This window comes from Streptomyces sp. NPDC001406 (assembly GCF_042895285.1).
Classification (GTDB): Bacteria; Actinomycetota; Actinomycetes; order Streptomycetales; family Streptomycetaceae; genus Streptomyces.
The window spans coordinates 267,175-288,960 of sequence record NZ_JBIAWG010000008.1 but is presented as its reverse complement, the minus strand read 5'-3'; the positions used below and the strand labels follow the sequence as shown (position 1 = coordinate 288,960).

Below are 21,786 nucleotides of genomic sequence, written 5' to 3'. Positions count from 1 at the left end.
GCGTCGTCCGCCCCGGGGGGGCGTTTCAGCGTGCCTCGACCGTCCCGTGGAGCTCGCGTCCGGTGACGATCTCGGACTCGATCCGTACGAAGACCCCGTCGCGCACCGGCATCCAGGAGCGAGGACCGGTGCGTGACAGGCGCTCGTGCTCGGCCGGGTCGGTCACGATCTCGGCCCTGCCGGTGACCACCACGCTCCAGCCCGACTGGGTCTCCGCCCGGAAGTCGTCCACTTCGAACGCGACCACGACACCGTCGATCGCGCGGACGAGGTCGGAGCCCGATGACGTGAACAGCACCACGGAGGAGTCCGCGTCCAGGGAGAAGTTCACCGGCAGGACCGCGGGCAGCGCCTTACGGGTGTACACCACACGGCCGATCGGCACCTTGCCCAGCAGGCGCAGGCATTCCGGCCGGTCGAGTGCGCGAAAGGCGTCGTCTTGGAACATCCGCCCATCGTCCTGATGCTCGCCGTCCGGGAATAGGGCCGATCGGCCCTGTTTCTCTCCGCTTCGTTGCTCTCCGCTTCGGACCACCAGGGCGGGGATCGGGCCTCTCACTGCGCGGGCAGCGGCACCGTCCATTCCGCGACGGTGCCGGCGGGTTCGTTCGCCGTGAGGGTGAAGTCGCCGCCGAGGGCGGTGGCGCGCTGGCTGAGGTTGTCCAGGCCGCTACGGCGGGTGACGGTGGGGTCGAGTCCCCGGCCGTTGTCGGCGACGCGCAGGCGCAGTCGTCGCCCGTCCGTCTCGGCGGTGACCTCGACGGCGGTGGCGTGCGCGTGCCGGGCGGCGTTCGACAGGGTTTCGCTCAGCACCGCAAGGAGTTGCTCGGCATGACCGGCCGGCACGTCGGTGTCGAGCAGCCCGGTCATGCGCAGGGCCGGGGTGAAGCCGAGCACGGCGGCGGCCTGGTCGGTCTCGGCCAGCAGTTGCGCGCGCAGCCCGCCACGCCCGTCGGTGCGGTCCCGCTCGCGCAGCGCGTAGATGGTGCCCCGTACCGTCTTGATGGTGTCGTCGAGGTCGTCGACCACCCGTTGTACGCGTTCGGCCACGTTGGGCCGGTCGGAGAGCAGTCCGAGCACCGAGTTCAGGGTCAGCCCGGAGGCGAAGAGCCGCTGGATGGCCAGGTCGTGCAGGTCGCGGGCGATGCGGTCACGATCGGACAGGACCAGCAGGTGCTCGGCCTCGCGCCGGTGGTCGGCGACCTCCAGCGCCAGCGCGGCCTGATCGGCAAAGCCACCGATCATGGTCATGATGGCGTCGGAGAACTCGGCACCGCCCGGCAGATTGGCGACCTGCAGTACCCCGCGCACGTACTCGTCCCCGCCGAGCGGCAGCAGGAACCCGGGCCCGAGGTCGATCTGCGCCGCGGATCCGCCCCCGGCCTGCGCCTCCTGGGACAGTGCGCCGCTGGTGATCCGTTCATTGGACTGGTAGACCTTCGAGGCCAGTGTGGTGGTCGGCAGTACCAGCCCGCGCACCCGCTCGGCGCCCTCTCCGTCGGCAGCCTCGATCACCAGCTCGCCGCCGTCGAGCGGCACCGCCAGCGTGACCAGATCCGCCTCCGCCAGAGCTCTGACGGTCGACGTGACCTGGTGCAGCACCCGGACCGGATCGGTGCCGGACAAGAGACTGCGGGTCAGTTCGCTGCTCGCGGTCAGCCACTGCTCCCTGCGGCGGCTGTCCTCGTACAGCCGGGCGTTGTCGATCGCCACGCCCGCCGCGGCCGCGAGGGTGCGCAGTACCGCCTCGTCATCGTCGTCGAACTCCGCGCCACCGCGCTTGTCGGTCAGATACAGGTTTCCGAACACCTGGTCGCGGACCCGCACCGGTGCCCCGAGGAACGTGGTCATCGGCGGGTGGCCCGCCGGGAAGCCCACCGAATCGGGATGCCGGCCCAGGTCGGCCAGCCGCAGCGGCTCGGGCTCCCGGATCAGCAGCCCCAGGATGCCCTGGCCGTGGGGGTAGTGGCCGATCGCACCGATCGTGTCCTCGTCCATACCGACCGTGATGAACTGCTTGATCCGGCCTTCGTCACCCAGCACCCCGAGTGCCCCGTACCGCGCGTCCACGACGCTCACCGCGGACTCGGTGATTCTCCGCAGGACGACGTCGAGATCCAGATCGGAGCCGATGGCGAGTACCGCGTCCAGCAGCGTGTGCACGCGGTCACGGGTCGCACGCACCTGCTCGACCTGGGCCTGCAGCCCCTCCAGCAGCTCATCCAGCCGCAACTGAGGCGCCGCCGAACGCCTCCTGCGATCGTCGGCCGGACTCTCCGCCATTCCCGCTCCTTCCGAAAGGTGCCAGTCGCACCCCCGCATCATGCCCGAACGGCCCTGTTCCCATGCGAACGCATGTGTTAGTGGGTGCCGTCTGCAGGCGAGATCCTAGTCGGCCGTCGGAGCCGTGGCCGAAGCCTCCTCGAAGATCCGCGGTGCGGCCGGACGCGCCGGCCAGGAGACAGGCGCCGACTCCGCTTCGCCGGACGGCCGAACGGCGGTTCAACGGGCCTTGCAGACAGGGACGTTCAGCCCTACGGCCACAGACCTTCGGCATCCGGTGCAGCCCGGCTCGCGAGACCAGAGTGAAGGGCGTCAGGCAACGCCCCGACCCTCCCCGAAGGGATCGCCATCATGGCCGTGCACGAGCACCCTCACCGGAGCCCTGGCTTCCACCTCCCGTCCTTCCGCAGGAACCGCACCGCCTCCGAGCCCACGGTGTCGGTGGACACCGACACCCACACCGCGCGGGCCTACGCCCTCGCCTCCCTGCGTCTGCTCACCGGGTTCGTCTTCCTGTGGGCATTCCTCGACAAGACCTTCGGCCTCGGCTACGCCACCCAGTCCGGCAAGGGCTGGATCGACGGCGGTTCGCCGACGAAGGGCTTCCTCGGTTCCGTCGCGGCCGGGCCGATGGAGTCCACCTTCCACTCCTGGGCCGGTGACACCTGGGCGGACTGGCTGTTCATGCTCGGCCTGCTCGGCATCGGCCTTGCCCTGACCGCGGGTGTCGCGCTGCGCATCGCCGCCGTCGCGGGCACCGCGATGATGGCGCTGATGTGGATCGCCGAGTGGCCACCCGCCAAGCACCTGTCGGACGGCTCACCGAGCATGTCCCCCAACCCGTTCGTCGACTACCACCTCATCTACGCCGTCGTCCTGATCGCCCTGGCCGCCGTCGCCGCGGGCAACACCCTCGGCGCGGGCCGACTCTGGGCCAAGCTGCCCATCGTCCGCGACCACGGCTGGCTGCGCTGAAAGCCGCCGGCGCGGCGGGCTCCCCGGGAGCCCGCCGCGCCGGCGCGTGTTCGAAGTCCCCGCGGTGGAAACCCCGCGGGGTCTCATGCTTCGCGCGGCGTGTCCGGGACGACGATGACGGGGCAGTGCGCATAGTGCAGTACGCCCTGACTCACCGAGCCCAGCACCATGCCGGCGAAGCCGCCGTGACCGCGGCTCCCCACCACCAGGCCCAGCGCATGGGTGGACTGCTCGGTCAGCACCTGCACGGGATGACCGACGACCAGCTCGTGGTGCAGCTCCACCTCCGGATACCGCTCTTTGCGCCCCGCCACGATCTCGGAAAGCACCCTCCGGTGCTCCTGTTGCTCCGCCTGTTCGTCGAAGATGCGGAGCGGACCCGGCTGCCACACGTACAGAGCCCGCAGCGTGGCGCCGTGCAGGGCCGCCTCCTCGAAGGCGAGGTCGACGGCGGCGGTGGAACGCGCGCTGCCGTCGACGCCCACCACGAAGTACGCGGGCTGCTGGGTGATGTGCTCCGGCTCGGGCACGACGACCACGGGGCAGTGGGCGTGGGCCACGACCGGCAGGGCGACCGAGGCCCCGCCGAACACCTCCTTCGCGCGGGTCAGATGCCGTGACCCGAGCACGACGGCCGTGGCGTCGCGGCTCTGCTCCTGCAGGATCCAGGCGGGGTCGCCCTCGGCGAGCAGCCAGTCCACATCGAGCCGCGGCTGCCGGGCCTCCACGAAGGTCACCGCGGCCTTGAGCGCCCGTTCGCCCGCCTCGTGCAGCGACGCGTTCCATTCCTCCCAGGACGGCGGGGGCTCCCGCCTCCGGTAGCCCCTGGTCGGCACGCCCTCGGCATGCACCAGGCGCAGGGGTACGTGGCGCCGTGCGGCCTCGTCGGCCGCCCAGGCCAGCACCATCCGCTTGGCGGGCTCGGGGTCTACACCCACCACGATCGGTCGGCGATCACTCGGTCCGGACATCGTCGTCTCCAGAGTGGGGTTCTTCCGCTGCTTTCATGAAAGTCCCGATGGCGGGGAGCCTCCAGTCGGGGATGCCCCTGGGCCGCTCGCTGCGCTTCACGGCGCGAGGGAGAAGTAGTTCTCCTCCTCCTGCGTGAAGTGCAGCCGCAGTACGGTGTGCAGCCCGTAGAGGCAGGCGCGCAGGTCGTCGAGTTGTTCAGGGGCCACGCTCGTGTCGGTGTCGGCGAGCGCGAGGTGGGTGGCGATGCGCCGGGCGAGCCGCTCGATCTCGACGTGGGCGCGGCTCATGGTCGCGGTCGTCTCGGGCCCGCCGAGCGCGGAGGCCAGCGCCGGGTAGAGCTGGTGCTCCTCGGCGTACTCGTGCGGCAGCAGCCGCTCGGTGAGCAACCGGTGCGCCTCGGCCACGGCCGCCAGGGACTTCGGGCCGCTGTCATCGGCGAGCCGGTCTGCGGCGGCGCGCACCGCTTCCAGGACCTCCTGCAGATCGTCGTGCTCGGCCGCGAAGCGGTGGATGAGCGCCTCCGTGGCGGGTTCGAGGGCCGGCCCCGCGGCCTGGCCGATCTTCAGGGCGCGTAGCGCGTTGAGGATGACCGCGACGTCGATGGCCTCCTGGAGCAGCGCTCCGGCGGCCGGCGGCAGCAGGCCGGCAGCGGCGGCGCCCATGGCCGCCAGTGACATGAGCATCCCGCCGAGCGCGCTCTGCACCGCGATCCGCCGGGCCCGTACGGCGATGGCCACGGCGTCGGCCAGGCGGTCCACCCGGTCGGTGGTCAGGACGACGTCGGCTGCCTCGGAGGACGCGGTGGAGCCGCGCGCTCCCATCGCCACGCCGACGTGCGCGGCCGCGAGGGCCGGAGCGTCGTTGACCCCGTCGCCGACCATCACGGTGACCGCGCGCTCACCCTCCGTCCGTACGGCCGCCACCTTGTCCGCGGGGGTGAGGCCGGCGCACACGTCGTCGAGACCGAGCACGGCGGCGACCTCCCGAGCGGGTTCGGGCCGGTCACCGGTGAGCATCACGAGCCGCTCGATGCCCGCCGCGCGCAGCCGGCGCAGGGTCCGGGGCGCGTCATGGCGGAGCGGATCGCGGAGCAGGACCGAGCCGACGGGCCGGCCGTCGACGCTGAGCCACGCGACGGCCGCACCGTCCAGCAGGGCCCGGTTGCGGGTCGCCCGGACCCACGCCTCCCGATCCGCACCGAGATCGAGCCGGCCGACCGCCAGCCGGTGTCCCTCCACCGTTGCCCGGGCGCCCCGGCCCGGCTCCTCGGACACATCGGTGGCCACGGACGGTTCCAGCCCGCGCTCACGCGCCGCGTCGACGATCGCGTGAGCGAGTACATGGGGCGAGTACTGGTCGACGGACGCGGCCAGACGCAGTACCTCGGCCGGCTTCCAGCCGGGTGCGCCGGTCACGTCGAGCACGTGCGGGCGTCCCCGGGTGAGCGTGCCGGTCTTGTCGAGGAGGAGGGTGCGCGCCCGGCCGAGGTTCTCCAGCGCGCCGCCGTCGCGGACCACCACGCCGAGCCGGGAGGCCCGGGACAGCCCGGAGACGACCGCCACCGGTGCCGCGAGCAGCAGCGGACAGGGCGTGGCGACGACCAGCACCGCCACCGCCCGCACGGCAGAGCCGCTGATCAGCCAGGTGAGCCCGGCCACCGCAAGGGTGAGCGGCAGGAACCAGGCCGCGTATCGGTCGGCCAGCCGCACGACCGGCGCGGACTCGGCCCCCGCCTGCTGGGCCAGTCGTACGATCTCGGCGTACGTGCTGTCCTGCTCAGTGGCCGTGGCCCGCAGCTCGAACGCGCCTCCGGCGTTGACGACACCACTGCGGACGCTCCGGCCGTGCCCGTACTCGACAGGCGCCGACTCACCGGTGAGGACCGACTCGTCGAGTACGGCCGGGCCCTCGACCACGTGCCCGTCGACAGGGACCACCTCACCGGGGCCGACGACGAGCAGGTCCCCCACGGCGATCTCGGCGAGCGGCACCGTGCGCACCTCGGTGCCGGTGCGCCGCCGGGCGGTGCGGGGCGCGTGCTCCAGGAGCGCCCGCAGATCATGGGAGGCCCGGCGCTGGGCCGCCGCTTCGAGGGTGCGCCCGGTGGCGAGCATCAGCGCGATCAGCGCTCCGGCGAGGTACTCGTGCACGGCCAGCGTGCCGCCCAGCGCCAGGATCGCGATCAGGTCCACCCCGGCGTGGCCATGGCGCAACGCGGCCAGCACCCAGCCGACGGCGGGCCCGATCGCCGCGAGTGTGCCCAGCGCCCAGCACAGATCGGCCAGGTCGGTGGCACCGATCAGCCACAGAGCGCCGCCCGCCGCGAGCGCCGCGCCGGTGACGATCAGGAGAACCGGTTCGAGTTTCAGCGACATGGCATCGCCCTCCCGTCACATCCAGCGTCGTCCGGGACGGCCTGCACGGCGAGGGCCGGAGGGCACGGACTCATTGCCCCGTCCGGCCCTGTGCGCCCGCGGGAGAAGGAGCCCGCTCCTCGACGTCCTCGGGGCCCTCGGGCGCAAGGGCGACCGAGCCGGACCAGGGCCGGTCGGTCCCCGACGGTGGGACGGTCGGCCCGGGCAGGGGCGTGCCGCGCGAGCGACCATGGGAGGGACCTGTAATCAGGGAAGAAGGCTGATGGGCAGGAAAGAAGGCTGATGGTGATGGCCCGAGCTTCATGGACGACGACAGGGGTGTTCGCCGGGCGGGGAGGTGCTCGTACCGACGAGGCCGGAATCGTGTCGGGTGACCTGACCCTCCACACCACCTGGGACGGCAGGCAGGCCCATGTGGCGATCCAGTACAGCGGCACCTCCACGTGGTTCACCCTTGCCGGAAGTCCGGTGCCCTGCTCTTCCTCGCAGGACAGTCGGCAACTGCACCAGGCGGCGGTGGAAGCCGTGCGGGCCGGCGGCGGCGCGACCGTCCCCGGGAACGACGTGTTCAGGGGGAGCGTCTGAAACGCACGGGCGGCGGATCCCCAGGCCCTGGGGATCCGCCGCCCGTGCGCGGTGGTCATGGCGCGGGTTCCGGTTGTTGCTTCGGGTCGTCGGGTTCGTCGCCGCCCATGTCGAGCCGGAACGGCGGATACACGTCGGTGAGCAGCGCCGCGTAGGCGACCACGCGCAGCACCCAGCGGTTGAGCCCGGTCAGGAGATCGAAGATGCCTGCCGGGTAGCGGCCTGTCACCGCGAGTGCCACCCCGGCGAACAGCGCGAGCAGTCCGATGAGTCCGCCCGCCGCCCAGGGAACCCGGACGCCGCCGAGGAGGAACGCGAGGATCAGATAGTGCGGAAGGGCCAGCAGCCACCACTTCACCAGGACCAGACCCCGTGAGAGGTGTTCGGGATACGGCAGGTCCCAGCGCGCCGGGTAGTCGGGGACATCGGCGAGCGTGAAGGGCGGGTAGCGGTCGGTGCCCAGTGCGCCGCACGCGTAGTAGGCCACCCGCCAATTCCAGCGCAGCACGCCGGTGTTGAACTCGAACAACGGGCGTGGGTAGCGGCCGGTGAACAGGATCGCGAAGAACGCCACCGCGCTCACGCAGATGAACGCGATCCACAGGAGGACGAGGACGATGTAGTGGGGGAGGGCCAGCAGCCACTTGACCAGCCACAGCCAGCGCGACAAGGGGGTGTCGATCCGCGCTGTCAGCCGGGCGGGGTGAACGGTGGACATGGTGATCACTTCCGGAATGCCGTGTGACCGATGTGGTCTTCAGCTTCCGGCCCCGACCGTCGAGCGCGTATGGGCTGAGCGGGCACGGCAGGCGGCCGAGCGGCCCTTCGCAGACGTTCACGTCGTCGCGGTGCCGACCGGTCGCAGGGCCGGAATCGCCGCGTGGACGCGTGCAATGAGCGGGGGGAGGAACAGTGAACTCACCGTCGCACCGGCCGCGGCGGACACGGCGATGCCCCAGGCGAAGGGACCGAGCGGTGTGCAGCCGAAGAACTGGCTGAGGACCGGGGTCTGGACGACGGCCGCCAACGCGGCCAGAGAGCCGACGGAGGCGATGGCGATCGCTGGGCTGCGGCCCCCGACCAGGAGGGTCTGACCGAGCTGCGCACCGACGAGTGCGACCAGTGCGACGGTGCGGGCACGCGCGGGGCGGCCGGTGAAGCGGGCGGCGAGCCAGCCGGCCGTGGCGCCCAGGGCGGTGGCCACGGCGCGGTTCACCGTCTCGTCGGTCAGGGCAGTGCCGAGGGAGACCTCGGGACCCTCGTGGAGCATGCGCTCCATGGCCTCGGGCCGCGGCGGGCGCAGGGCGACGGCCATGGCCGGGGCGAGGTCGGTGAAGAGGTTGACCAGCAGGAGCTGACGGGCCGTCAAGGGGGACGTCCCGGTGGCGGCCGCACCGAGCAGGGTGAAGGCGATCTCGCCGAGATTGCCGCCGACCAGGATCGCCAGCGCCTTCCGTACGGAGGCCCACATCGCGCGGCCCTCCACGAGCGCGTCGAGCACCGACTCCAGCCGGTCGTCCGTGACGACGAGGTCCGCCGCCGCGCGCGCGGCCGGCGTGGCCCGCGTACCGAACGCGATCCCGAGGTCGGCGAGCCGGATGGCGGGCGCGTCGTTGGCGCCGTCGCCGGTCATCGCGACAGTGCGGCCCAGGCGTTGGAACGCCTGCACCACGCGCACCTTGTGCACGGGGGTGCCGCGGGCGACGACACCGACATCGGGCAGCAGCCGGTCGAGGGCGCGGTCGTCCATGTCGTCGAGTTCGGCTCCCGTCACCACCCGTCTGCCGTTCACGACACCCAGCTCGCGTGCCATCGACTCGGCGGTGCTCGGATGGTCCCCGGTGATCATCACGATGTGCACCCCCGCCTGCGCCAGTCGGCGCACCGCGTCGCCTGCGGTGCCGCGCACCCGGTCGGCGAACGCGAGGAAGCCGAGGAAATCGAGGCCGTCCACCGTCTCGTCGGTCAGCTTGCCGCCCGGCGCGTCCCGGAGTTCGGCGACCGCGAGGATCCGGTGGCCCTTGGCCGCGAGCCGCTCGCCCGCCGTGAGGATGGCCTTCCTTCCCTTGCGGTCCAGGCGTCGGCCGTCGCGGGTGGCACAGCGCTCCACGACCTCTTCCGGTGCCCCCTTCACCGACAGGATCCGGCGCTCGCCGCAGCGGCCTCGCGTGGCGTGGAAACCACGACTGGGTTCGAACGGCAGGCTGGAGGTGCGCCGCCAGCCCGCCGCGGCCGTGGTCCGGCTCACTGCCGCCTCCTGAGCGCCGTCGGCGACCGCGCCGTCGGTGGCGTGTTCCAGTTCTCCACCGTTGTGCGGGCGTGGTGTTGCCCGCAGCGCCGCGGCGAGGACGGCACGCTGCTCGTCCTCCAGCTTTTCGAGAGGACGGCTGTGGCCGTCGGCGGCGACGGCGACGAGGGAGATCCGCCCCTGGGTGAGGGTCCCCGTCTTGTCGAAGCACAGGACGTCGGTGCGGCCGGCGGCCTCGATGGTGCGGGGGTGCCTGAGCAGGGCTCCGCGAGCTGAAAGCCTTCTGGCGGAGGCGAGTTGGGCGGCCGAGACCAGGAACGGCAGTCCTTCGGGCACGCTGGCCACGGCCAGTCCCACGCCCGCCCCCACCGTGTCCCGGATGGGGCGCCCACGCAGCATGCCCGCCGCCACCACGGCGGCTGCGGAACCGAGGGCCACCGGCAGTGTGGTGTGGGTGATCCGGGCCAGTCGGTGCTCGACGCCGGTGGAGGGCGGCGCCCCACGCCCGCCGGCCGCGGCGCGGCCCGCCTCGGTGGCCGTGCCGGTGGCGACGACGACGGCACTGCCGCGGCCGGCCGCCACGGTGGTGCCCTCGTAGACCATGGACGTACGGTCGCCCAGGTGCGAGGCCAGCACGGGCTCCACACCCTTGGCCACCGGCAGCGACTCGCCGGTCAGCGCGGATTCGTCGACTTCCAGATGGTGCGCCTCCAGCAGCCGGCCGTCCGCCGGCACCACGTCACCGGGGTTCAGATTCACCACGTCGCCCACGGCCAACTCCTCGGCGGCGGTGACGGTTTCCTCCCCGTCCCGCACCACATTGGCCATGACGGCCGACTCCCGCCGCAGTTGGGCGACCGCACGGTCCGTCCGGTACCGCTGGAACCCGCCGAGGAACCCGGACACGGCGGTGACCGCCACGATGACGACGGCGTCGAGCACAGCGCCCACCGACGCCGACATGGCCGCCCCGGCACCGAGGACGGGTGTGAGGGGGTTCGCCATCTCGGACAGGTAGGCCCGGCCGAGCGACGTCGTCGGCGCCGGCTCACCGGTGGTCGTGGCCCGCGCCCGTGCCTTCTCGTCCGCCGGGCCGCCTTCGCTGCCACCGGTTCTGGCGAGCACGGTGGACGGATCCATGGTGTGCCACGGCTGCCGCGACGAGGGCTGCGGGGCAGGGCGCCGCAGCAGCCGTACGGCCGCCCACACACCGGCCACGGTGCCCAGTCCGGCCGCCGTATTGAACACCGTCGTACCTCGGGCGGCCGGCCGCTGTGCCCGCCCCGCCAGCACCGCCGTCTCGCCGACCACGGCCGCGGCCTCGGCGAGCCGCACGCCCCGGCGCGCCGTCTCCCGTGCGGTGCGGCAGGCCTCCACGATCACCACGGCCGCTCCGGGATCGCCGTCCAGGTACAGGTCCGCGCCCCAGGGCGGCCTGTCCTGCGGGTCGGCCACACCCATGCCGACATCGGCGGCCTGAAGTGCCCGCCGGTCGTGCGACAGCAGCAGCACGCCCTCGCCGTCGCGCTGCAGGGCCCGTACGGCATCCAGCAGCCGATCGCCCGCCTCGCTGACGGCGTCGGCCTCCCGTACGGAGGCCTGTGCGGTGTGCGCACCGGCGGTCACAACCCTGAGCCCGGCCGCATGCGCGGCGGGGACGATGGTGCTCGCGGCGTCGTGCATCTCGGGCAGCACGCTGATCACGGCGAGCAGGCTCTGTCCGCGCGCCAGGCCCAGCACGAACCGCGCACCGTCCCGCCGCAGACCCTCCCGGGCCCGCTTGCCCGTTCGCCCCTGCAGCGTCAGACGCTCGACCGGCCCCAGGCTCCACTCCGCGTCCCGCTGTACGCGCTGTGGGGCGGAGCCGTCGAAGAGCCGGTGCGCCGTGGCAGCGAGTTCACCCGCGGACGTGTCCTCGTCGAGGGCCACCAGATCGGCAAGCCGATGGGACCCGGTGGCCAGCGCGTCCGTGTCGAGCAACAGGACCCCGATCCGATCCAGCCTGCGCAGCGCCTCCGGATCGGCCACGACCATGCCCCGGTGGGCCAGGCCCCGGCCGAGAATGCAGGCGAAGCCTTCGCGCGCAAGGACCGGTGCCTTCGGGACCGCCGCCAGCGCCGCGCCGGCGGCCCGCCCGGGACGCCGGGTGAACAGCAGCGATCCGGCGAAGGACGCCGCGCCCACGACGGGTGCCCGGTCGGCGTAGTGCTCGATCGGACCGGGCTTCAGCGGCGTCTCCCGGGCAAGCGGCGCGGGCGGTGCGCCATGGGCCCCCGCCGCGGCGCTGCCCGCGAGGCGCGGCTCGGCCGCGGCCCAGGCGTCGGCCTCCGCGTCGGCCTCGATCGTGCGCAGGACGTGCCGGGCGGTATCCACGACCACCCCGGCGAGACCGCCCGAGCCGGCCTGCCCCAATGCGGTCAGCGAGGCCAGGAGCAGTCCGGCGTTCTCGGTGCCGACCGCGTCCTCCACGACATGCCTCAGGCGCGGGTGGGCGTCGACGATCGGAGCGAGCGCCGCGATGCCCGCGGGGATGGGGGTCCGCCGCGTCAGACCTGCTAGCACTGCCAAGGGGGCAGCCGCCACATGCAGGGCCGTCGCCGAGGTGGACCTGCGGACCGCCGCACCCGACGTGGGGTGCTCGGGCAGCGGGTGCGCGACGCCGTGGGCCTCCTCCACCGCCTCGACCGCCTCGATCAGGGCGTCCGTGATGGCTTCCATCTCGGACGAGCCGTCGGTGCCGACCACTGCGTGCCCGAGCACGGTGTTCACCACGGCCCAGTCCACCGAGGGCACGGCGGCCAGGCGCCGCTCGACCTCCTTGGCCAGCTTCGTCGCCGCGGCCTCGGGCAGGTCGCCGGGGCGCAGACCCCGTACGGCCACGTGCGCGCGGTTGCCGAAGAACCGTACGCGTACCCGGGTCTCGGTCCGCAGCACACCGGCCGCGGACGACACCACAGTCCTCAGCAGTCCGCGTCCCGGAAGTGCCACAGCGCATCACCAGCTCCCTGCGGCCCGGCACCCTCCCCGTATGCACGGGTGGCTCGGCAACCCCCGTTTTCCATCGCAACGCCTTGACCGCGCACCCGCCACCGGAGGCGCGCGACAATTGAGGAGGCACAACCACACCGACTCCGGAGAAAGGAGGAGGGGGATGGCCAAGACGGCAACGGAGACCACACGACAGCAACCCCAGGCGCACGACGGTGCCGGTCTGCACCTGCACATGCGCACCCTTCATCCCCCCGTGCCGGTTCCGTACTTCACCAAGGAGGAGATGACGAGCACGGCCCACGCGGCCACGGCACGACTGCCCAGTGCGCCGCCCGCCAAGGATCTCCTGTACTACGGAGGTCTCGGAGCACTGACCGTGGCAGGGGCCCTGGAATGGCCGGTCGCCCTCGCTGTCGGCGGAGCCACCTGGCTGCTGCGCAGCGGGCGGAAGGAAAAGCAGGGCTCAGGCGCCAAGCGCTAGCTCATACCCCCATGGCGCGCGGTGGCGTGAGCGACGCTGCCGGGCGCCATGGGGGTCACGCGGCAGCCGCTGCGAAGTTCATGCGCAGCGAGCGTGAGCAAGCGGCCCACAGCTCCCACACGAGGCGCATGATGATCGCCTCGGCGAGCGCCATGGCGACCTTCGTTGCCATGGCTACAAGGAATTCGCCCATGTCGGCTGGCTTTCTGTGCTCGGATACGGGTGTCCGAAACCAGACAATGCAGCCTTTTCCTCCGCTGTGGGTGCCGCGCAGATGTACCTATGAAGTCACGTAGGTGAACAGACGGGGTGGCGCCGCGCCGGAAGCGGAGTCATGCCTTGTGGGCGTGTGCCGCGGTGGCGACCGTGGTGGTGTGCTGCTCGGTTGTCTGGCACACCGGACAGAGCTCGTGACGGCCGTCCAGAGTTACTACCGTTCCCCAGCCCCAGCACTCCCTGCAGTCCCTCGACAGCAGCAGATCAGCACGCGGGGCGGGATCGAATGCGTGACTGGCCCCGTGATCCATGTGGGGCTCCTTACGATGACTCGCCAACCTCACTTCTGCGGGTTCCCTCGCTGGGCGGTAATTCACGTCGACGGCGATGAACAGGCACATCTTCCGGAGTCACACCCATCGCTCGGGCGTGTTGGACGACCGGCTCGGGGCAGTCGGAGACGATGGGCGTCCACGGACATGAAGTGGGGGAGGCAGGCGGGAGAGGCAGGGGTCGTATGCCTGAGGCGTTCGCGGGGCCGGATGACGACGTACGGAGGCGGATTCCGCGGACGGACGCCCTTCTGCGTGATCCACGGCTGGTCGAGGCGGCCCGTCTGCTCGGGGCGTCCGTCGTCAAGGCGGCGGTCCGGGAGGCGCAGGAACGGGCCCGGACCGGCCGCGTCGCGCCAGGAAGCGTGGCCGACGAGGCGGCCGCCCTGCTCCCGGACACGGCCGGCGGACTGCGTGCGGTGATCAACGCGACCGGGGTGCTGCTGCACACCAACCTCGGCCGCGCGCCACTGTCGGCCGCGGCCCGGCGCGCGGTGGCCGAGGCCGCCGGGCCGACCGACGTGGAGCTGGACCTGCGCACCGGTGTACGGGCCCGCCGCGGGCGTACGGCACTGCGGGCGCTGCACGAGCGCGTGCCGTCCGCGGGAGCCGTGCACGTCGTCAACAACGGAGCCGCCGCACTGGTCCTGGCCGCCACCGCGCTCGCCGCGGGCCGGGAGATCGTCGTGAGCCGCGGTGAGATGGTGGAGATCGGGGACGGCTTCCGGCTCCCGGACCTGCTGGTCTCCACCGGCGCCCGACTGCGTGAGGTCGGCACCACCAATCGCACGACCGCCGCCGACTACGCCGCCGCGATCGGTGCGGACACGGGCTTCGTGCTGAAGGTGCACCCCTCCAACTTCCGCATCACCGGCTTCACCCGCGCCGCCGACATCGGCGAACTGGCCGGACTCGGCGTCCCGGTGGTCGTCGACATCGGCTCCGGGCTGCTCGCCCCGCATCCCCTGCTGCCCGAGGAGCCGGACGCCGAGACGCAGCTGCGGGCCGGTGCCTCCCTCGTCACCGCCAGCGGCGACAAACTGCTCGGCGGACCGCAGTGCGGACTCCTGCTGGGCCGGGAAGACATCGTGCGCACCCTGTCCCGGCACCCGCTGGCCCGCGCCGTACGCGTGGACAAGCTGACACTGGCCGCCCTGGAGGCCACCCTCACCGGGCCGCCGACCCCGACCGACGACTCGCTGACCGCCGACCCCACCACTCTCCGGGCCCGCGCCGAACGGCTCGCCTCGGCATTGCGCCCGCACGGCATCGACCTACGGGCCGTCGAGAGCGACGCGACGGTCGGTGGGGGCGGCGCACCCGGAGTGACGCTGCCCAGCGCCGCACTGTCCCTGCCGGAACGGTTCGCGGCCGCGCTGCGCACCGGACGCGTCCCGGTCGTCGGGCGTCTGGAGGCGGGCCGCTGCCTGCTGGATCTGCGGGCGGTGCCTGCGGAGGACGACGAACGGCTCGCCGAGGCCGTGCGGGCGGCGGCGGGAAGCTAGGAGGCAGGCGTCATGCGGGTGCTGGCCACCGCCGGACACGTCGACCACGGCAAGTCCGCCCTCGTCAGGGCGCTGACCGGCATGGAACCCGACCGCTTCGAGGAGGAGCGGCGCCGCGGACTGACCCTCGACCTCGGCTTCGTATGGACCCGGCTCGGTCCGGCCGGCGAGTACCTCGCCTTCGTCGACGTGCCGGGACACGAGAGGTTCGTGCCGACCATGCTCGCCGGGGTCGGCCCCGTCCCCGCGGTGCTCTTCGTCGTCGCCGCCGACCAGGGCTGGCAGCCGCAGTCCGAGGAGCACCTGGCGATCCTGGACGCGCTCGGCGTGCGGCACGCCGTCCTCGCGGTGACCCGCAGCGACCTGGCCGACCCGGGGCCCGTCCTGGCCGATGCGGTCGCGCGCATGGCCGACACCTCGCTCGGCGCCGTACCGGCCGTTGCGGTCAGTTCGGTGACCGGCTCGGGGCTCGACGGCCTGCGCACCGAGCTGTCCCGGCTGGCGGCCGCGCTGCCGGACCCGCCCGCCGACGCGGACGTACGGCTGTGGCTGGACCGGGCCTTCACGGTGCGCGGCCACGGCACGGTGGTGACCGGCACGCTCGGATCCGGCACCCTGCGCGTTGGGGACCGGCTGGTGACGGGCGACGGGACGGCCGCACTGCGGGTGCGCGGGCTGCAGTCCCTGCACGAGGATCACTCCGAGGTCAGCGGGGTGGCGCGCGTGGCGGTCAACGTGCACGGGTCCGCCGCCGCCGACCTGCGACGCGGGGACGTGCTGCTGGCGCCGGAGCGCTGGCTGTGCTCGGATCTTCTCGACGTCCGGGTCGTCGGGCAGCCCGTTGCCGACCTGCCCCGGACCGTCACCCTGCACATCGGCACGGCCGCCGTCCCGGTGACCGTCCGCCCCCTGGGCGAGGACACCGCCCGGCTGACCCCGAGCCGGGAGCTGGCGCTGCGCGTCGGCGACCGCGCGGTCCTGCGCGAACCGGGCGGCCGGCGCGTGCCCTGTGGCGTGACCGTGCTGGACGTTCGCCCGCCGCGGCTGCGCCGACGGGGCGCGGCGCGGGCCAGAGCGGCCGAGCTGGCCACCATGACGGGCCTGCCGGACGCCACGGCCGAGCTGCGGCGCCGCAGGCTGGTCACGCGCTCGGAACTGCTCGCGATGGGTGTACCGTCCGCGGCCGCTCCCGTGGCAGGGGACTGGCTCGCCGACCCCACCCACTGGGCTGAGCTGGGCGAGCGCCTGGTCACCGAGGTGGAGCGGCACGCGAAGGAGCACGCCCTGGACCCCGGGCTCTCCCTGGAGGCCGCCCGTCATCTGCTCGGCCTGCCCGACCGGTCGCTGGTGGACGCCCTCGCGGCGGGGACCTCCCGGCTCACGTGCCGGCAAGGGCGGCTGTACGGCTCCGAAGGCCTCCGGCCGCCCCTTCCGCAGGACGTACAGGAGGGCGTCGACGCCGTATGCCGGGATCTGGCGACGGCACCGTTCCGCGCGCCGGAGGCCGGCCGCCTCGCCGAACTCGGCCTCACCCGTAAGGCGGTGGCCGCAGCTGTGGCGGCGGGTGCGCTGCTCCGGGTGGCCGACGGGATCGTGCTGCTGCCGGGCGCGGACGCGCGGGCCGCGGCCGTGCTCGCGCGGCTGCCGCAGCCGTTCACCGCGAGCGAGGCCCGGCAGGCGCTGGACACCACGCGCCGGGTGGCCGTGCCGCTGCTGGAGCACCTGGACGCCCAGGGCTACACGGAGCGTGTGGACGACCGGCGGCGGCGCTGCCGGGACGGTGCGGGGAGCGGAGGCGGACGGGAATCGAACCCGCCTGCCCGAGATCCTCGGGCACCTCGGTTTTGAAGACCGGGAGGGCCACCAGGCACCCACACGCCTCCATCGACCGCCAGGCTAGTTCCCCGGGAGACCGATATGACACCGACCCGCCAAGCCTCCGTACGGCTCACGCAGTTCGCCCACGGCGGCGGCTGCGCCTGCAAGATCCCGCCCGGAGAACTGGAGGAGGTCGTCAGCGGTCTGGGCGCACCGCTTGCGGGGGGCGACACCCCGCTGCTGGTCGGCCTCGCCACCGGCGACGACGCGGCCGTCGCCGCCCTGCCCGCGCATCCGGGTGCGGCGCTCGTGTGCACAGCCGACTTCTTCACGCCCGTCGTCGACGACCCGTACGACTGGGGACGCATCGCGGCCGCCAACGCCCTGTCCGACGTGTACGCGATGGGTGGCCGTCCCGTACTCGCCGTCAACCTCCTGGCCTGGCCCCGCGACCGGCTGGCGTTCGATCTGGCCCGTGAGGTGCTGCGTGGCGGACTGGACGTGGCCACGGAGGCGGGCTGTCACATCGGCGGCGGGCACAGCGTCGACGACCCCGAACCCAAGTACGGCATGGCCGTCACCGGACTGGCCGACCCCGCGAGGCTGCTGCGCAACGACGCCGGCCGGCCCGGCCTGCCCCTTTCGCTGACCAAACCACTCGGCCTGGGTGTCCTCAACAACCGGCACAAGGCCACCGGCGAGCGGTTCGAGCAGGCGATCGCCACCATGGCGGCCCTGAACCGGGACGCGTCCATTGCCGCCCTCGCGGCCGGCGTCACCTGCGCCACCGATGTCACCGGCTTCGGCCTCCTCGGCCATCTGCACAAGCTGGCCCGGGCGTCCGGCGTGACGGCCGTGGTCGACACCGCCGCCGTGCCCTACCTCGACGGTGCCAGGGAGGCGGTCCGGGACGGGTACGTCAGCGGCGGCACCCGGCGCAACCTGGAGTGGGTGGCGCCCCACACGGACTTCGGGACCACGGACACCGACACCCGGCTGCTGCTGGCCGACGCGCAGACCTCCGGCGGACTGCTGGTCGCCGGAGAGGTGCCCGGAGCGCCGGTGGTGGGGGAGTTGGTGCCGTCCGGGGCGCACTCGATCGTGCTCAGGTGATCGCCGCGCAAGGGAGACGACGTGACGGTGGAGGTGACCGCAAGACGCCCCGCGCTCGCGCCGACTGGTACGCACATGCATGGTGAAGCCAGGAGATGGAGCAGCAGGCCTGAGATACCTCACCTGATGCACCCGAAATGGCATGATTCGGCATGCATTGTGGCTTCCTCGTGGGCGCCCTCCGGGCTCAGGGCCGGGGCGGCCACCGTGCATGACCCCTAAACGAGGAGAAGCAGCCATGCCGGGACGCATCGCGGTGGGAGTGGACGGCTCCGAAGAGAGCATGAGGGCGGTGGACTGGGCCGCGGACGAAGCCGCGCTACGGAATGCCGAACTGCGCCTGGTGAACGCCTCGCTCTGGCAGGAGCACGCCCTCGTGGCGGTCCGGCCGTCCCGGGACGTGCTGGCCGCACGCGCGCAGGACCTGCTCGACACCATGACGGATCGGGCCCGGTCCCGCCACAGCGGGATCACCACCAGCGAGGAGGAAATCGAGGACGCGCCCGACTCGGTACTGGTGTCCGCTTCCGCCGACGCCGACCTCGTGGTGCTCGGGTCGTACGGTTCCGGCGCGGGCTACACGGTCGGCTCCGTGGGCCAAGAGGTGACGGCCGAGGCGCACAGCCCGGTCGTGTTGGTACGCGGGAGCAAGCCGGACAAGGGCGGCCGTGTCGTCGTGGGTCTGGACATCCGGTCTCCCGGCGAGGAACTGCTCCAGTTCGCCTTCGACTTCGCCGCACGGCGCTCCGTACCCGTCCATGTCCTGCACACCTGGGGCCTGACCGCCCTGCATCACCCCATGCACCCGCACGGCGAGGGCAGCAAGGAGGCGGAGGCGGGCAGGGCGGCGCTGAGCGAGGCCGTGCGGCCCTACCGCGAGCGCTTCCCCCAGGTGGAGGTACAGGAGGAGGCCACCGCAGGACGGGCGGCCGGCCGACTCGTCGAGGCCGCGGCCGGAGCCGGCATCACGGTGGTGGGCCGGCGCAGGGGCAGGCAACGGCTGGGCCATCTCGGTGCCGTCGCCCATGCGGTGCTCCACCACGCGGACTGCCCCGTTGCCGTCGTCCCGCACGCCTGACCGGCCCGGCCCCGGCGGCGAGGCCGACTGCCACGGGCATGCGGGCACCGGTGATCTGGCGTGTACTGGAAGCGCAGGAGCACCGAAGGGATCGGACCGGCTGCGCATGACCGACCAGGACATGCTGCCGGTGGACACCATGCGCGGCCTGTGCATGGACACCGTCCAGCAGGCGGAGCCAGGACGCCCCAGTGCGCGGGAGGCAGACCATGAGCACTAACACCCCCATGCAACTCGGCATGGTCGGGCTCGGACGCATGGGCGCCAACCTGGTGCGCCGACTCATGCGCGACGGCCACACCTGCGTGGTGTACGACCTCAGCGCCGATGCCGTCGGCGAGTTGGAGCAGGAGGGCGCCACCGGCGCGTCCTCCCTGAAAGACCTCGTCGGCAAGCTCGACCGGCCGCGGAACATCTGGCTGATGCTCCCCGCGGGCGTGGTGCAGGGCACGGTCGACGAACTGGCCGGCCTGCTCGCGCCCGAGGACACGGTGATCGACGGCGGCAACTCCTACTACCGCGACGACATCACCCGCTCCCAGCAGCTCGCGCCGAGCGGTATCCACTACGTGGACTGCGGCACCTCCGGGGGCGTCTGGGGCCTGGAGCGCGGCTACTGCCTGATGGTCGGCGGAGACCGGGAGGCGGTCCAGCGCCTGGACCCCCTCCTGCGGACGATCGCCCCGGGCGCCGGCTGCGCGGAACCCACGCCCGGCCGGACCGCGACCACCGGCACCGCCCCCGACGGTTATCTGCACTGCGGGCCCAGCGGCGCCGGCCACTTCGTGAAGATGGTCCACAACGGCGTGGAGTACGGGATGATGGCCGCCATCGCCGAAGGCCTGAGCGTCATCAAGCACGCCGACGCGGGCCTGCGCAAGCGGACGGTCGACGCGGAGACCGCCCCACTGCGCGATCCCGACGCCTACTCCTACGAGATCGACGTCGCCGAGGTCGCCGAGGTGTGGCGGCGCGGTTCGGTGGTCGGTTCCTGGCTGGTCGACCTGGTCGCCGATGCGCTGGCCAGGTCGCCGGAGCTCGACGGTTTCGCCGGCCGGGTCTCCGATTCCGGGGAGGGCCGCTGGACCGTGCTGGCGGCGGTCGACGAGAGCGTGCCCGCGCCCGTGATCACCACGGCTCTCTACCAGCGGTACGCCTCGCGCGGACTGGGCGAGTTCACCGACAAACTGCTGTCCGCGATGCGCGGTGAGTTCGGCGGGCACGTCGAGAAGGCGGGCTGAACCGTGGCGCAGCCGACCCCCACCCGGACCTCGTCCTCGGAGCCGCGCCCGGACGACCATGTGATCGTGCTCTTCGGCGCGACCGGCGACCTGGCCCGCCGCAAACTACTGCCCGGACTGTTCCATCTGGCCCACGCCGGACTGATGCCCCAGCACTACCGGGTGGTGGGATCCGCGCCCGGCGCCGACGCCCTCAGCGACGAGGAGTTCCGCACGCATGCCCGCGATGCGGTCGCGGAGTTCGGCCGGTCGAAACCGCAGGGAGAGGTGTGGGAGGCGTTCGAAGCGGCGCTCAGCTTCGGTGCCGCGGACCCGGAGGATCCGCAGCCGCTGCTGGCCGCCGTCCAGAAGGCCGAGCAGGTGCTCGGCGGCCGGCCGCGCCGCCTCTTCCACCTGGCCGTGCCGCCGGTCGCCTTCTCCTCCGTCGTCCAACTGCTCGGCGACACGGGACTCGCGCAGAACGCGCGGGTGATCGTGGAGAAACCCTTCGGCACCGACCTGCCGTCGGCCCGGGCCCTGAACGCCACCATCCACGCCGTCTTCGACGAGTCGAGGATCTTCCGCATCGACCACTTCCTGGGCAAGGAGTCGGTGGACAACATCCTGGCCCTGAGGTTCGCCAACGGCCTGTTCGAGCCCATCTGGAACCGGGACCACATCAGCCATGTGCAGATCGACGTACCGGAGCAGATCAGCATCGAGGGCCGGGCCCGCTTCTTCGAAGGGACCGGCGCCTTCCGGGACATGATCGTCACTCATCTCTTCCAGCTCATGGGCTTCGTGGCGATGGAACCCCCGACCACGCTCGACGCGCAGGCGCTGCGGGACGAGAAGGAGAAGGTGTTCCAGTCCCTGCGGCCACTGGACCCCGCCCACGTCGTCCGCGGCCAGTACACGGGCTACCGCGACGAACCGGGAGTGGACCCGCGCTCGGACACCGAGACCTTCGTGGCCCTGCGCGTCGAACTGGACAACTGGCGCTGGGCCGGCGTGCCCTTCTTCCTGCGGTCCGGCAAATCCCTCGCGCAGGGCCGACACGTGGTCACCCTGGGCTTCCGCGAGCCGGTGCTGCGTATGTTCCCGGTGGACATCGACCAATGCGGCGGCGGCGCGCGCAGCAACGCACTGGTGATCGACTTCGACGATCCCGGAAGCATCACGGCCCGGTTCCTCACCAAGGAACCCGGACCCGCGATGCGCCTGGAGGACGCCGAGATGGTCTTCCGGTACGCGGGCTCGTACAACGAGGAGCACGCGCTGGAGGGCTACGAGCGGCTCATCCTGGACGCCATGCTGGGGGACCAGTCCCTGTTCACCCGTTCGGACGGCATCGAACGCCTGTGGGAGGCGGCCACCCCGCTGCTGAAGGACCCGCCGCCCGTGGAGCTCTACGAGCCGGGTTCCTGGGGGCCCGACCGGATCCAGCAGCTCATCGCTCCCTACCGGTGGAGTCTCCCGGACCAGCACTGACCAACGGGTCGTCCGGCCGCGTTGCTCCGGATGCCGCCTGCGCCTCGACCGAGCGGGTTCCTTCCGGCGCGCCGGGTGACGACTGCCCGACGCAACCCGCCGG

The 21,786-nt window shown here is 72.6% G+C and carries 14 protein-coding genes, 1 tRNA gene and 1 pseudogene; 9 read left to right on the top strand and 7 right to left on the bottom strand.

The genetic code is table 11. From position 1 onward, the window contains the following. Window positions 1-25: 25 nt before the first annotated feature. Both ACFY1J_RS21585 and ACFY1J_RS21580 read right to left on the bottom strand, forming a co-directional pair. Complete coding sequence (locus ACFY1J_RS21585; RefSeq protein ID WP_390707983.1) at window positions 26-448, bottom strand: pyridoxamine 5'-phosphate oxidase family protein; 423 nt, start codon at window positions 446-448, stop codon at window positions 26-28. Window positions 449-555: 107 nt separating this feature from the next. Beyond that, on the bottom strand, window positions 556-2,283 hold the full coding sequence (locus ACFY1J_RS21580; RefSeq protein ID WP_390731684.1) for a GAF domain-containing protein: 1,728 nt from the start codon (window positions 2,281-2,283) through the stop codon (window positions 556-558). A 351-nt stretch (window positions 2,284-2,634) separates the two neighbouring features. On the opposite strand from ACFY1J_RS21580, the gene ACFY1J_RS21575 reads away from it, so the two are divergent. Then, entirely contained in the window at window positions 2,635-3,258 is a 624-nt protein-coding gene (locus ACFY1J_RS21575) for a hypothetical protein (protein ID WP_390707981.1), read from the top strand. A gap of 83 nt (window positions 3,259-3,341) precedes the next feature. Here ACFY1J_RS21575 and ACFY1J_RS21570 read toward each other — a convergent pair whose 3' ends face one another. Next, the gene (locus ACFY1J_RS21570; protein ID WP_390707980.1) at window positions 3,342-4,229 is read right to left on the bottom strand and encodes a universal stress protein; all 888 of its coding nucleotides are present in this window, start codon (window positions 4,227-4,229) and stop codon (window positions 3,342-3,344) included. Window positions 4,230-4,325: 96 nt separating this feature from the next. Then, window positions 4,326-6,605 carry a heavy metal translocating P-type ATPase gene (locus ACFY1J_RS21565; protein ID WP_390731683.1) on the bottom strand — a complete coding sequence of 760 codons (2,280 nt, stop codon included), beginning with the start codon at window positions 6,603-6,605 and terminating at the stop codon, window positions 4,326-4,328. Between the two features lie 288 nt (window positions 6,606-6,893). Between ACFY1J_RS21565 and ACFY1J_RS21560 the strand changes: the two genes are divergently transcribed. Continuing rightward, window positions 6,894-7,190, top strand: coding sequence for a hypothetical protein (locus tag ACFY1J_RS21560; protein ID WP_390707978.1), 297 nt, complete (start codon window positions 6,894-6,896; stop codon window positions 7,188-7,190). 55 nt (window positions 7,191-7,245) lie between these two features. Here ACFY1J_RS21560 and ACFY1J_RS21555 read toward each other — a convergent pair whose 3' ends face one another. Together ACFY1J_RS21555 and ACFY1J_RS21550 are read right to left on the bottom strand one after the other, a co-directional pair. Further along, on the bottom strand, window positions 7,246-7,908 hold the full coding sequence (locus ACFY1J_RS21555) for a DUF4389 domain-containing protein (RefSeq protein WP_390707977.1): 663 nt from the start codon (window positions 7,906-7,908) through the stop codon (window positions 7,246-7,248). 117 nt (window positions 7,909-8,025) lie between these two features. Then, entirely contained in the window at window positions 8,026-12,426 is a 4,401-nt protein-coding gene (locus tag ACFY1J_RS21550; RefSeq protein ID WP_390731682.1) for an HAD-IC family P-type ATPase, read from the bottom strand. Between the two features lie 163 nt (window positions 12,427-12,589). Here ACFY1J_RS21550 and ACFY1J_RS21545 point away from each other — a divergent pair, with 163 nt between their 5' ends. The 3 genes and pseudogenes from ACFY1J_RS21545 to ACFY1J_RS21535 all read left to right on the top strand — a co-directional run. Continuing rightward, window positions 12,590-12,910, top strand: a complete 321-nt coding sequence (locus ACFY1J_RS21545) for a hypothetical protein (RefSeq protein ID WP_390707975.1) — start codon at window positions 12,590-12,592, stop codon at window positions 12,908-12,910. 733 nt (window positions 12,911-13,643) lie between these two features. Then, entirely contained in the window at window positions 13,644-14,963 is a 1,320-nt protein-coding gene (gene selA / locus ACFY1J_RS21540) for an L-seryl-tRNA(Sec) selenium transferase (protein WP_390707974.1), read from the top strand. Between the two features lie 12 nt (window positions 14,964-14,975). Continuing rightward, window positions 14,976-16,718 (top strand): annotated as a pseudogene (locus ACFY1J_RS21535) (SelB C-terminal domain-containing protein); the annotation flags it as partial. Between the two features lie 35 nt (window positions 16,719-16,753). Here ACFY1J_RS21535 and ACFY1J_RS21530 read toward each other — a convergent pair. After that, window positions 16,754-16,846: transfer RNA gene (locus ACFY1J_RS21530), tRNA-Sec, on the bottom strand. Between the two features lie 34 nt (window positions 16,847-16,880). Between ACFY1J_RS21530 and selD the strand changes: the two genes are divergently transcribed. The 4 genes from selD to zwf all read left to right on the top strand — a co-directional run bounded on the left by selD (window position 16,881) and on the right by zwf (window position 21,683). After that, window positions 16,881-17,894 carry a selenide, water dikinase SelD gene (gene selD, locus ACFY1J_RS21525; protein WP_390731681.1) on the top strand — a complete coding sequence of 338 codons (1,014 nt, stop codon included), beginning with the start codon at window positions 16,881-16,883 and terminating at the stop codon, window positions 17,892-17,894. 238 nt (window positions 17,895-18,132) lie between these two features. Next, window positions 18,133-18,972, top strand: a complete 840-nt coding sequence (locus ACFY1J_RS21520) for a universal stress protein (RefSeq protein ID WP_390707972.1) — start codon at window positions 18,133-18,135, stop codon at window positions 18,970-18,972. Window positions 18,973-19,181: 209 nt separating this feature from the next. Beyond that, window positions 19,182-20,213: a phosphogluconate dehydrogenase (NAD(+)-dependent, decarboxylating) gene (gnd, locus tag ACFY1J_RS21515; protein ID WP_390707971.1), complete on the top strand. Its 1,032-nt coding sequence runs from the start codon at window positions 19,182-19,184 to the stop codon at window positions 20,211-20,213. A 3-nt stretch (window positions 20,214-20,216) separates the two neighbouring features. Next, window positions 20,217-21,683, top strand: a complete 1,467-nt coding sequence (zwf, locus tag ACFY1J_RS21510; protein WP_390707970.1) for a glucose-6-phosphate dehydrogenase — start codon at window positions 20,217-20,219, stop codon at window positions 21,681-21,683. Window positions 21,684-21,786 lie beyond the last annotated feature (103 nt).